At 37.6% G+C, this 12,029-nt stretch carries 12 protein-coding genes and 1 pseudogene; 9 read left to right on the top strand and 4 right to left on the bottom strand.

The window, feature by feature from the left end; genetic code table 11:
• The first annotated feature begins 3 nt into the window (after positions 1–3).
• The gene (gene secF / locus PQG54_RS07930; protein WP_271788603.1) at positions 4–942 is read left to right on the top strand and encodes a protein translocase subunit SecF; all 939 of its coding nucleotides are present in this window, start codon (positions 4–6) and stop codon (positions 940–942) included.
• Between the two features lie 63 nt (positions 943–1,005).
• Here the strand turns inward: secF and PQG54_RS07925 are convergent, their stop codons facing one another.
• Positions 1,006–1,329 (bottom strand): hypothetical protein, encoded by a 324-nt coding sequence (locus tag PQG54_RS07925; protein ID WP_271788602.1) that lies wholly within the window; start codon positions 1,327–1,329, stop codon positions 1,006–1,008.
• Positions 1,330–1,367: 38 nt separating this feature from the next.
• Positions 1,368–1,844 carry a large-conductance mechanosensitive channel protein MscL gene (mscL, locus tag PQG54_RS07920; protein WP_271788601.1) on the bottom strand — a complete coding sequence of 159 codons (477 nt, stop codon included), beginning with the start codon at positions 1,842–1,844 and terminating at the stop codon, positions 1,368–1,370.
• 200 nt (positions 1,845–2,044) lie between these two features.
• Between mscL and rpmE the strand changes: the two genes are divergently transcribed.
• The 4 genes and pseudogenes from rpmE to PQG54_RS07900 all read left to right on the top strand — a co-directional run bounded on the left by rpmE (position 2,045) and on the right by PQG54_RS07900 (position 4,790).
• Positions 2,045–2,272: a 50S ribosomal protein L31 gene (gene rpmE / locus PQG54_RS07915; RefSeq protein WP_271788600.1), complete on the top strand. Its 228-nt coding sequence runs from the start codon at positions 2,045–2,047 to the stop codon at positions 2,270–2,272.
• A 181-nt stretch (positions 2,273–2,453) separates the two neighbouring features.
• Positions 2,454–3,026: pseudogene (locus PQG54_RS07910) on the top strand (DUF1013 domain-containing protein); the annotation flags it as partial.
• A gap of 108 nt (positions 3,027–3,134) precedes the next feature.
• The gene (gene purE, locus PQG54_RS07905; protein ID WP_271788598.1) at positions 3,135–3,632 is read left to right on the top strand and encodes a 5-(carboxyamino)imidazole ribonucleotide mutase; all 498 of its coding nucleotides are present in this window, start codon (positions 3,135–3,137) and stop codon (positions 3,630–3,632) included.
• 30 nt (positions 3,633–3,662) lie between these two features.
• Complete coding sequence (locus PQG54_RS07900; RefSeq protein ID WP_271788597.1) at positions 3,663–4,790, top strand: 5-(carboxyamino)imidazole ribonucleotide synthase; 1,128 nt, start codon at positions 3,663–3,665, stop codon at positions 4,788–4,790.
• Here PQG54_RS07900 and PQG54_RS07895 read toward each other — a convergent pair.
• Complete coding sequence (locus tag PQG54_RS07895) at positions 4,759–5,460, bottom strand: JAB domain-containing protein (protein ID WP_271788596.1); 702 nt, start codon at positions 5,458–5,460, stop codon at positions 4,759–4,761. The genes PQG54_RS07900 and PQG54_RS07895 overlap by 32 nt on opposite strands.
• A 98-nt stretch (positions 5,461–5,558) precedes the next feature.
• Between PQG54_RS07895 and argH the strand changes: the two genes are divergently transcribed.
• Entirely contained in the window at positions 5,559–6,965 is a 1,407-nt protein-coding gene (gene argH / locus PQG54_RS07890; protein WP_271788595.1) for an argininosuccinate lyase, read from the top strand.
• Positions 6,966–6,967: 2 nt separating this feature from the next.
• Positions 6,968–7,117, top strand: a complete 150-nt coding sequence (locus tag PQG54_RS07885) for a hypothetical protein (RefSeq protein ID WP_271788594.1) — start codon at positions 6,968–6,970, stop codon at positions 7,115–7,117.
• 39 nt (positions 7,118–7,156) lie between these two features.
• Here PQG54_RS07885 and PQG54_RS07880 read toward each other — a convergent pair whose 3' ends face one another.
• Positions 7,157–7,930: a trypsin-like serine peptidase gene (locus PQG54_RS07880; protein ID WP_271788593.1), complete on the bottom strand. Its 774-nt coding sequence runs from the start codon at positions 7,928–7,930 to the stop codon at positions 7,157–7,159.
• Positions 7,931–8,082: 152 nt separating this feature from the next.
• Between PQG54_RS07880 and lysA the strand changes: the two genes are divergently transcribed.
• Together lysA and PQG54_RS07870 are read left to right on the top strand one after the other, a co-directional pair.
• A complete protein-coding gene (lysA, locus tag PQG54_RS07875) occupies positions 8,083–9,423 on the top strand; it encodes a diaminopimelate decarboxylase (RefSeq protein ID WP_271788592.1) in 1,341 nt (446 codons plus the stop codon).
• Positions 9,386–12,016: a DUF4175 family protein gene (locus tag PQG54_RS07870; RefSeq protein WP_271788591.1), complete on the top strand. Its 2,631-nt coding sequence runs from the start codon at positions 9,386–9,388 to the stop codon at positions 12,014–12,016. The genes lysA and PQG54_RS07870 overlap by 38 nt, the downstream gene beginning before the upstream one ends.
• The last annotated feature ends 13 nt before the right edge of the window (positions 12,017–12,029 follow it).

Here is a 12,029-nt window from a genome sequence, read left to right as displayed (position 1 = left end):
AACATGCTAGGACGTCCTTTATTACATTTAGTCCCCAATGGCACTAAAATTAACTTTATGCGTGGGCGCTTTATTGGGTTAATTACTTCTGCGGTTCTCTCTATTGCGTCTTTGATCCTCTTTCTTCACCCAGGTTTAACGCTTGGGCTGGATTTTCGCGGCGGTATCGTTGTTGAAGCCCAAACTCAAGGCCCTGCTGATTTTGCAAAAATCAGGATGGAGTTAAATCAAGCTCATATTTCTGCTGCTGGCTTGCAACAATTTGGGGCTAAGAACAGCGTGTTGATTCGTTTGGATGCACCCAAAGAAAACAATACCGAAGCGACACAAACCTTGATTAATCAAGTAAAACAAGCGGTAACCTCTGCACAAGATGGCACAAAAATTGTTCGTGCTGATGCAGTTGGAGCCTCTGTTTCTTCGGAATTATTTCGACATGGTTTGCTGGCATTGGGTTTCAGCTTGCTGATGATTATGCTCTATATTTGGTTTAGATTCGAATGGGAGTTCGCCGTCAGTGCGATTATTACCCTTGTATTAGACCTTACCAAAGCAATTGGTTTTCTAGTCATTACTCATTTTGAATTTGATTTGGTAATGGTTGCTGCGCTTTTAACGATTTTAGGATATTCCACTAACGATAAAGTCGTTGTTTATGATCGTGTCAGAGAAAATTTACGCAAATATCATTCTATGCCCATTCGTGAGTTGATTGATATGTCAATCAATGAAACGCTGAGCCGAACCTTGGCGACATCCTCAACCGTATTTTTGGCTGCATTACCTCTTGCGCTTTTTGGTGGGGCTTCATTGTCAGGTTTTGCTTGGGTAATGTTATTTGGTATTGTAGTGGGGACATCCTCTTCAATATTTATCGCTGCACCATTATTGTTATTTATGGAAGAAGGCAGCCTAAGAAGACGTTCAAAGAAAAATTCATAACAAATTAAGTTAAACAAAAAAAGTAGCTTATTTATTTTAAGCTACTTTTTTTTATCAATAGCGCTATGCCTTATTAACTGTAAGAAAAGCAATAATTTGTTTCATTAAATATTGAGCCTGCTCTAAATTAGTCTTATTTGGACTGTTAAGCGCCTTAATTACCGATAGTTTAGCCTGTTGATCTAATTGAAACAACGCATTAAATTGATCTTTTGTTACCGATGGGTTTTGTAAATATCCCATACACATTCCGTGAACAAATAAATAATTTTTTGCAACTGAACGCAATGTTGGTTCATCAAGGGAATTGCTTGCTCTATCCATTTGACATCCCACAGATGGGAACAACAAAAGAGCAATAATCAACAAATGCTTAATTCTTTTCATTCATTAAAACTTTGCATATCGTTTATAGGTAATTTTATTTAACGATTATTTTTACTTTGTGCAACCAAAGCATCTCTGATCTCACCCAACAAAACCTCTTCATTTGATGGTTTCTTAGGTGCTTCTGCTTCTTTCTTTTTAGAGCTTACATAAAATTTATTCAAAATTCGTACGAACCAAAAAACTGCAAAACCAACGATAATAAATTGAATAACAGCGTTTAAAAATACACCTACATTTAATGTAACAGCACCAATTTTTTGTGCTTCTGCCAAAGTTTGAACATGTTGCCCTTTTAACGTAAAAAATAAGTTACTAAAATCGATACCTCCAATAATTAAACCAATTACTGGGTTTAAAATATCTTTGACTAAACTATTGACTATTCCAGTAAAAGCAGCACCAACAATAATACCGACAGCTAAATCAATCACATTTCCACGCATAATAAACGCTTGAAAATCCAATAACCATTTGGGGGTTCTAGATTTACTTGAAATTGGTTCGTCACTCATAATTTTATTCCTTTATTTCTATATAAAAACCATATCAGATAAACAATATTCTTATATATATGTATTGCCAATAATAAAAAAAAAGTAAAAATTAAAAAAGATTATATTGAATGGATTGATTTCAATTTATAAAAAGTTTATAAGGTAACCTGTTTCTCCGTCAACGAACGGAGTTTTTATAGTCTGTTTAAGAGAAAATCATGAAAGCCGATATTCACCCAGAGTATCACGAAATTACTGTTGTCATGACAGATGGTACTGAATTCAAAACTCGCTCTTGCTATGGTAAAAGTGGGGATACCTTACGTCTTGATATTGATCCAAAGTCTCATCCAGCCTGGACTGGTGTGCAACGTATCAATGATTCTCGTGGTCAAGTTGCTAAATTTAATAAACGTTTTGCTGGTATTGGTCAAAAAAAGAGCTAATAGGTTCTTCTTTGATGATTATTATCAAAAGGTTTTTTTAGAGTTAAGAAGAGTCTCCCTTTTCTTAACTCTAATTTTATTTGCTTTTACCATGATAATTATTATATAAATTAGGGTGTATATATCTTGTTTTATATAATAATTATCTAATTATACCTTTAAATTATTCCATAGGACGATTATGACTTTACCTCTTATGCCAAAAGCAACTGCAGTATGGTTAATTGAAAAAACTGCATTAACCTTTACCCAAATTGCAGATTTTTGCGGTATGCACCCTTTGGAAGTGCAAGCAATCGCTGATGGTGAAGTTGCACAAAGTATAATTGGTTACGATCCAGTATCTAATGGGCAATTAACACAAGAAGAAATTTCTCGATGCGAAGCAGATTCTTCTCGCAAGCTACGCTTGTCTTCATCAAGAATGCAAATCGTCAGACGCTCTAAAGGGGCGCGATACACCCCTATTTCCAAACGGAATGATCGTCCTGATGCAATTGCATTTATTCTTCGTAATTACCCTCAACTACTCGATCAACAAATTGCAAAATTGCTGGGAACAACCAAAGATACAATCGCTAAAGTCAGAGACAAACAACATTGGAATTCTCCCAATATCAAACCTCGTGATCCTGTAATTCTAGGCTTATGTAGCCAAATGGATCTAAATGCTGCGATTGCCGAGGGCAATGAACGATTTGCTAAAGAAGGTATTGAAACGCCTGTTGTTCCAGCTGCTGAATCGTTAGAAGATGCTTTTGCTGCACCGCCCTCTTCTTCTAAGCAAGAACCAGAATATGATATAAATCAAATCTTTGCAGAATATTCAGATAAAGCTGAATCTTCAGAACAAGAGTAGAATATGTCCATATCTGAACAGAACGCACCACTTATTGGTATCATTATGGGCAGCCAATCTGACTGGGACGTTATGAGTAACGCGGTTACATTTCTTCGAGAACTTAACATTCCTCACGAAGTTAATATTGTTTCTGCTCATCGCACCCCCGATCGTTTAAGAGAATATTCAATAAGCGCAGCATCAAAAGGCATCAAAGTCATTATCGCTGGAGCTGGCGGTGCTGCACATTTGCCTGGAATGACCGCTGCTTGGACACATCTCCCTGTATTAGGGGTTCCCATGCAAACCCATGCCTTAAGTGGTAAGGACAGCTTGCTCTCTATTGTTCAAATGCCCGCGGGTATTCCAGTCGGAACATTAGCTATTGGTAAAGCTGGGGCCATTAATGCAGCGATTATGGCGACATCCATTCTTGCATTATCTAATTCAGATATCGAGCAACGCTTGATAGAATGGCGCACCAAGCAAACAGAATCTGTTGCGTTAACACCCGTATAATCACGACATTTATTTATAAAGAGGTTTTCAATGCTTTCTCCTAATTCTACCATTGGTATAGTTGGCGGAGGGCAGCTAGGACGTATGTCAGCTGTTGCTGCGTCTCGACTTGGTTTTAAAACCCATATTTTGTCAGACATTCCCGATCCACCCGCTGGGCAAGTGGCTTCACATACCACAATTGGTGCTTATGATGATCCACAAATATTGGAATCCTTTGCTAACGCAGTTGATGTCATTACCTTTGAGTTCGAAAATATAGACGCTAAAGGGATCGACCTTTTGTCATCTATACGCCCTGTTCATCCCTCTGGCCATATTTTACGGATTAGCCAAGATCGTATCTTAGAAAAATCATTTCTAAACGATCATGATATCCCTACTACGAAATGGTTGAAAATTGAACAACCAAGTGATGGAGAAAAAGCAGGGGCAAAGTTCGGTTATCCTTTTATTCTAAAAACCACTCGCCTTGGATATGATGGCAAAGGTCAAGCCGTTATACATAACCCAGATGAATTTGAAGCAGCCTTTCACACTTTAAAACCTCATCCCTTAATTGCTGAGAAAAAAGTAGATTTTGCTTGTGAAGTCAGCGTCATGGTTGTGCGTAATATTCATGGTGTCGTGCAGACATTTGATGTCGCTGAAAATCAGCATAAGAATAGTATTCTAGATTTGACTCTCGTTCCTGCACGTATTCAACCTGATCTCAGACAACAAGTGCAAGAGTTGGCTATACACCTTGCTAATGCATTAGAGTTGATTGGTATTCTTGGAGTTGAATTATTTATAGATCGTGACGGAAAAATTCTGGTTAATGAAATTGCGCCAAGACCTCATAATTCTGGCCATTGGACAATGAATGCTTGCCCTATCGACCAATTTGAAATGCATATTCGTGCCGTAACAGGTCTTCCGTTACCCCCAGCAATCAGACATTCTGATGCAGTGATGAAAAACCTTATTGGTCCAGAAGATATGGCGCTTTGGCCTAAAATCATGGCAACGCCAGGTCTTATCGGTCATTTATACGGCAAAGAGATTGCCAAACCAGGTCGTAAAATGGGGCATGTCAATATTCTCTTTCCTTATAACAGCTTACCTGGCGAGTTTGGGATTCGAGCTATGTTGCAGGATTTATATTCGAAGGAGTAATCAAGCTATTTTCTTCGAAAGAAAAATAGCAGCCATTTCCGATAATTAAATGATCTACAACCTTAATATCAACGACTTTTAATGCATGCACAACCATCTCGGTTAATTTAATATCGACTTCAGATGGTTTTGCAACACCGGTAGGATGATTATGAACCATGATTATCTGTGATGCGTTACATTGCAGCGCACTTTTAGTAACCTCTCTAATATACAAAGACGTCGTATTTACCGTTCCAATGCCTTGTAAACTTTCTTGGAGAACCACTCCTTTGTGATCTAAGAAATATATATAAAAACATTCTGTTTGCTTACGAGATAAATGTGCAATTAGATAATTGATTAACATATATTTGTTTTTTAAAATATCACAATTATAAATTTTTTCCTTTAATAAACGTATACAAACTTCGTGAAATAACTTGATGTTTGCGGATTCTTTTTCAGAAAGCTCTAACCCATTTTGCAATTCGTCTTTGCTGGCCAGTAACATTGCAGGCAACGAACCAAAGCGCGACAAAATAGAATTTGGCCAGTCCGGTACGTTTTTGTTAACACGGATCCATCTTGACAATTCTTCCAACAATTCTTTATCAGAAAAAGCATGTTTTTCTTTTAATTTTATTTTATGTTCACTTTTAATATAAAATGGGTTTTCGTTACGGGTCACACGTTGTATCCAAATGACTTTTGAAATATTTACTGTTATGATTCCAAATATATCAAAAATCATAATAATATATACACATATTCTAGGAGCTATATTTTTTGACACAAGATAACAACAAAAAACTAGCCAATCAGCAATGGGGCGGTCGTTTTGCCGAAGGCCCTTCGGCGATTATGGAACAGATTAATGCATCCATTGATTTCGATAAAAGATTATGGCAGCAAGATATCAAAGGATCACTGGCACATTCAGAAATGTTGGCAAAAGTTGGTATTATTTCTGAACAAGATAAGCAATCTATTCACAAAGGTTTACAACAGATCAAAACTGAGATTGAAAATAATCAATTTCAATTTAGTCGTGCCCTTGAAGATATCCATATGAATATAGAAGCTCGGCTGGCTGATAATATTGGTGAAGCCGGTAAAAGATTACATACAGGACGTTCAAGAAACGATCAAGTTGCCACAGATTTTCGTTTATGGGTTCGTGATAATATTGACGAGATGGTAATGTCTGTAAAGCACTTGATGCTTACTTTGGCAACACGAGCACAAGAATATGCGGACACACCAATGCCAGGTTTTACGCATTTACAATCTGCACAGCCTGTTACTTTTGGACATCATTTATTGGCCTATGTTGAAATGCTATCCCGCGATACAGGTCGTTTGCTTGACGCACGTAAACGATTGAACGAAAGCCCTCTGGGAGCTGCTGCATTAGCTGGGACTTCTTTTCCAATTGATCGTCAAATGACCGCTCAATTATTAGGCTTTGACCGCCCTATGGCAAATTCTTTGGATGCAGTGTCTGATCGTGACTTTGCTTTGGAATATTTATCCGCCCTTTCCGTTATGGCGATGCATTTATCCAGAATAGCAGAGGAAATTGTGATTTGGTGTTCTTCACCATTTTCTTTTGTAAAATTGTCTGACGCTTATACGACTGGCTCATCCATCATGCCGCAAAAGCGTAATCCTGATGCAGCTGAACTGGTCCGTGCAAAAATTGGTCGTGTTTCTGGGGCTTTAATTGGGTTATTAACAGTTATGAAGGGGCTTCCCTTGGCTTATGCCAAAGATATGCAGGAAGATAAAGAACAAGTATTTGCTGCAACCGACACCATGATGCTTTGTTTAGCAGCTTGTTCTGGCATGATTGGGGATTTAAAAGCCAACAAAGACAATATGCGTCGTTGGGCTGGATCTGGATTCTCGACAGCGACGGATCTAGCAGATTGGTTGGTGCAAAAATTAAAGATGCCGTTTCGTACTGCACATCATGTGACAGGTCAAATCGTTAGCTTGGCTGAACAAAAGGATCTGACATTGGATCAGGTCTCATTGGAAGATATGCAAAAAATAGAACCAAACATTACCAACGACATTTTTTCAGTTCTAAGCGTTGAATCTTCATTAGCATCGCGCACTAGTGAAGGTGGTACTGCCCCAAGTAATGTCAGCGCCCAAGCTCAAAAATGGATACAATTATTACAGGATTAATCATGAATAAATATATTTCTTTATGCTTGGTACTCAGTTGTTTAACCATCGTTACCATTCAACTTTCTGGTTGTGGACGCAAAGGCTCGCCTAAACCACCAGGTCCAGCAGATAAAATCACTTATCCTCGCAACTATCCACCTGCCGACTAATGATCTAATGTGCTTTATAGACAATTCTATAAAGCACATTTATTGATGGATTGCTTCTATCAAAGAACCAGCAATGCCCCCTGCTTTATTTCCATAGGCAGCAATTTGTATGCCAATAATGGTCCATTTCCCGTTTGAATCTTTTGCAAATAAAGGCGCACCGCTGCTCCCATATGTTGCTTGACAAGAATGAAATAATTTAGATGGCATATTCGGGATTTGTATGACTTTTTGTATCGAACAATTTTTGTCGACATATACAACCTCTATACGATCTTGTTCATACCCACCCAGCCAAATAGCTGTGTTCTCTTTTGGTAACTCTTTGGCAAGTGGCACTAAGCCAGATGCAGGCAAAATATCTTTGGGTAATAATAGATAAACTCGATCTGAAACAATATCATTATCCTTGTTACTTAACATCAACTGACGATATGGCTCTGAAGGAAGAATCTGTTGAACGCGAGATGCTATTTTATATTTTTGTCGTTGATATCCTAATAAAAAATGCACTGATTGAGGCGCAAAAAACTGTTTAGTTTTATTGATCCATAAACAATGTGCTGCGGTTACAACAATCCTAGGTGAAATCAGAAAGCCAGTGCATTTTTGACCTGCATTTGTTTGTACTCGTCCAATAATCCTCCAAGGCGTTTCTGATACTTCTACTTCCTGACGATGTTCATCATTTTTATTTAAACCAGGTAATTTTGGCTCAGAATTCCCCTGTGCCTTTGTATATTTAGCACTTAAACCAACATTTCCTATGAGTATAAGGCTTAAAACGCAAACAACTTTAAATAAAGTCATCATCAATCTCTTTTTATTTATCAAAATAATCGTTATTTCTTGACTTCTTATTTGCACGTTTAGATAAGAATAGATACACTTACTTTTTTATCTTTCTGTAATCATAATAATATTATCTTCACTTGTATATTCTATAGTAAAGGCTTTTTACTTCCATGAGTTCGCCCATTCAATCGCTTCCCCCTAGCTTACAAACACTTTTGCAACATCATCCAGATTTTACCATTAATGCAAAAGAAGGATTATATTTTGGACAAACTTCTTTAAAAGCAATTGCTCAAGAATATGGCAGCCCTACATGGGTAATGAATGCAGATATTTTGAAATCACGCTATCAAAAACTCGATCAAGCGTTTAAAGCAGAACAATTAGACGTTTCTATTCATTACGCTATGAAAGCAAACGGACATTTAGCAATCTTAGATCTACTGGCGAGAGAAGGCGCTGGGGCTGATATTGTTAGTGGCGGAGAATTGAAACGTGCCTTAAAAGCAGGAATACATCCTTCAAAGATTTGCTTTTCTGGTGTTGGTAAAACTGAAGATGAATTACGCCTAGCAATTGAAACACAAATTGCACAAATTAATGTAGAAAGCCGCGAGGAATTACATTTATTATCAAAAATTGCCCAATCGATGGGTAAAAATGCAGCCATTTGTTTACGGATTAACCCTGATGTAGATGCGAAAACTCATCACAAAATCACAACAGGACTGGCAGAAAATAAATTCGGTATCGCTTATAAACAAGCGATTGAAGTTTATAAAGAAGCCTATGAATTGCCAAATATTACCCCATTAGGATTTGATGTCCATATTGGCAGTCAGATTTCTTCAACCGATCCTTATCGTCAAGCGTTCGTCAAAATGGTTGATCTGATTAATGAAGCGCGCAATCAAGGATTAGAAGTTTCGACATTGGATTGTGGGGGTGGGTTTGGTATTTCTTATCATGATGAGCAAGAGGCCAGCCCTAGTGCCATTGCTGCCTTGATGAAAGAAGTATTGGCGCCTTTAGATCTGAAACTTGGCATAGAGCCTGGGCGATGGCTTGTCGGCCCATCTGGGGTTCTGATCGGCAAAGTTGTTATGCATAAAAGCAATGGCTCTGATGTAGCACCTTTCATTATCATTGATGCTGCAATGAATGATTTGGTTCGTCCTGCCATGTATGATGCGTGGCATGGTATTTTGCCAATTAATCCAGAAATCTATCGACGCCCTTATCAATCTTTAAATATTGATGGTCCTGTTTGTGAATCCAGCGATATTTTTGCCAGAGATCGCTTATTACCCAATTTGCAACCTGGTGATTTTGTGGCCATTTTAGATGCTGGTGCTTATGGCAGCGTAATGAGCTCTACTTATAACGCACGTCCTATGGCAGCACAAATTATGACTTCTGGCAATCAATCTGCCATTATTCAACCGCGTCAAACCATCGAAGATTTATGGAAGGATGAAATTATTCCTTCTTGGTATCCAAAAAACTCTTAACCTGCTTTGTAAATTAATGAATATATCCCCAGACCATAAAGCACAGATTAAAAAAGCTATATTTCTAACCAAGACAAATACTGTTATTGAGAAATATTGGCCTATTTTTTTAACCTTCTCCTCTTTATGGGGGATATATCTATGTTTGGGATTACTGGGGCTTCCTCAGCTTTTACCTGATTTTCTTCGTGGGTTCCTGCTCTTTATCCTAGGTATTAGCAGTATTGGAGCTATTATTTATCAAGTAAAGCATATTTCGTTACCTTCTTTTAAAGAAATATTGCAAAGATTAGAACAGATCAATAATCTGTCCCACCAACCATTACAAACCTTATATGACACGCCAACGCAAATCGACAGTAAAACCGTCTGGAATAATCATTTACAAAGAATTTACAAAGATTTTCCAAGCTTAAAAGTTGGTTTTCCAAAAATATTTAAAAAATATTTATGTCTAAACCGCGTAGCTATTGTTACATTATGCTTCTTTGCAGCGCTCTTTGTGTCTCATCATCATTATATTTCATCTTCGCGCTTGTTATCAGCTTTGCGTCCTGGATATGACGATGCAACAATGGCTCTACCCAAAATCCAAGCATGGATTATTCCCCCTACTTATAGTGGGGCTGCACCTATTTACATTAAATCCAGAACAGAGACAATTGCTACTGATCCAAAAGGGCGTTTACATATTGCTTTGTCTGATCTGAAACAAGCGCCTGAACTTATTAATCCTGAACAAAATACTGTTTTAGATCAAGTTTCCATTCAACAGCTTGAAAATAATCAATGGCAAGTTGAAGGGACTATTCAAAAATCTGGTATATTACAAGTTAACAGCAGAGGTCGTGTTATAGCAGCTTGGACTTTTAATCTTCCTGATAATCTTCCCCCAAAAATCACTTGGACCAGTCCGATCCAAAAAAGTCAATATGATTGGAAAACTGCGTTTGCTTTCAAAGTAACACAACATTACGGTATTGAATCTTTACAGTTAACCGTTAATTTGCCCAAAGATAATAATCATCCCCAAGAGCATATCCTCTCTTTAACATTACCTTTGGGCGATCATCCGAAAAACATTACTCAAACTTTATATCAAGATTTATCCAGTAGTATTTGGGCTGGTAATAATGCCCAAGCAACGCTCAGTGCCACAGACGTCACAGGACAAACAGCGAACAGTAAAATAATCGATTTTACTTTACCTAAACGGATATTTTCCTCACCCATTGCGCAAAAGCTGAACCAAATTCGACAAGCTTATGGAACCGATCAGATTTCTAAAAATGATACGATCACAGCACTCATAGAGTTACAAAAAATCCCGAATGCTTTTAGTGATTATGACTTATTTTTGAACTATGTTGGTATTATCTATTATCTTGAAAATGCTCATACCAATACAGCGCAAGTTAAAGCTCAAACCTTATCCCGTTTATGGGATTTGATTCTTGATACAGAAGAAAGAAAGAATAGCAATTCTGATATTGCCAAAGCGAACATAGAAATTCGTGCTGCCCAAGCCAGTGTGCAAGAGCAACTCGACAAAATGCAGCGTTTAGGAAAAGACAAGATCACCAATCAAGATCGGCAAGAGCTAAACAGAAGATTAGAGCGCTTACAAAATGCCGTTGCACAAAAAATGATGGCAATGGCAAAACAAAATGCCAAGGACCAACCTCAAGATTCCGATGGTAAAGAGGTTCAATTTACCAGCACGCGTTCTTTTCAAGATATGTTCAAAGGGATGTCCAAAAACATGGAAAATGGTGACATGGATAAAGCCATGCAACAATTGGAATATACCAATCAAGTCTTAAGCACGATGCGCAATGCCACTGCTGAAGATTTAAAAAAGCTGGAAGACCATGTTAAATCTCAAAAAGAAATGGAAAAACTGACTAAAGAACTTGAATTACTGACCAAAAAACAACAAGATTTATTAAACCAAACTTATGCCAGATTGAACAAATCCGTTCCTATTCTATTGCGTCCTAACCAAGAGTTAAATCAACTTTCGACACCTGAATTATTAAAACAAATTACACCTCAAAAAACAGAAGAGAAAGCTAAAAAATCTATCCCATCTCTTGAACAAAGCACGCAAGAACAACAAGATTTAATCGATTCATTAAAAAAGCTGCAAGCACAAATGCAAGCAATTACGAAGCAACCGATTAAAAACCTTGACGATGCTCAAAAAGACATGAATACGGCACATCAATATTTACAAAATAAAGATGATCTCAAAGCCTCGGAGGCTCAACAAAAAGCGCTTGTTGATTTACAAAAAGGCAAGCAATCAGCAAAGCAAACGATGCAGCAACAAGCACAACGCTTCTCTAATTTCTTTCCTGTTTTCACAGCGAGTAATCCTAAGGAAGATCCCTCCTCTGCAAATAAAGCTTCTCCTGATAAAAAGTACGATCCTCTAGGCAGATCTCAGGATCAAGATAATAATCCAATTGATTTATCAGGAAATGCATCCAATGCGAGACAAATCGAAGAAGAACTGAGAAAGAGAGCGGATGATCCTAATCGTTCCAATAAAGATTTAGATTATATTTATCGATTATTAAATATGTTTTGATAAACGGTAGTTA

The sequence above is a fragment of the Commensalibacter communis genome, from assembly GCF_947179015.1.
GTDB lineage: Bacteria > Pseudomonadota > Alphaproteobacteria > Acetobacterales > Acetobacteraceae > Commensalibacter > Commensalibacter communis.
This window is presented reverse-complemented; position numbering and strand designations above follow the sequence as displayed.

What these genes read in the sequence shown, in the direction of transcription:
- secF (WP_271788603.1), top strand. Translation starts at nt 4, where the DNA reads ATGCTAGGACGTCCTTTATTACATTTAGTCCCCAATGGCACTAAAATT.
- PQG54_RS07925 (WP_271788602.1), bottom strand. Translation starts at nt 1,329, where the DNA reads ATGAAAAGAATTAAGCATTTGTTGATTATTGCTCTTTTGTTGTTCCCA.
- lysA (WP_271788592.1), top strand. Translation starts at nt 8,083, where the DNA reads ATGAGTTCGCCCATTCAATCGCTTCCCCCTAGCTTACAAACACTTTTG.
- PQG54_RS07885 (WP_271788594.1), top strand. Translation starts at nt 6,968, where the DNA reads ATGAATAAATATATTTCTTTATGCTTGGTACTCAGTTGTTTAACCATC.
- PQG54_RS07880 (WP_271788593.1), bottom strand. Translation starts at nt 7,930, where the DNA reads ATGATGACTTTATTTAAAGTTGTTTGCGTTTTAAGCCTTATACTCATA.
- PQG54_RS07900 (WP_271788597.1), top strand. Translation starts at nt 3,663, where the DNA reads ATGCTTTCTCCTAATTCTACCATTGGTATAGTTGGCGGAGGGCAGCTA.
- PQG54_RS07870 (WP_271788591.1), top strand. Translation starts at nt 9,386, where the DNA reads ATGAAATTATTCCTTCTTGGTATCCAAAAAACTCTTAACCTGCTTTGT.
- purE (WP_271788598.1), top strand. Translation starts at nt 3,135, where the DNA reads ATGTCCATATCTGAACAGAACGCACCACTTATTGGTATCATTATGGGC.
- mscL (WP_271788601.1), bottom strand. Translation starts at nt 1,844, where the DNA reads ATGAGTGACGAACCAATTTCAAGTAAATCTAGAACCCCCAAATGGTTA.
- rpmE (WP_271788600.1), top strand. Translation starts at nt 2,045, where the DNA reads ATGAAAGCCGATATTCACCCAGAGTATCACGAAATTACTGTTGTCATG.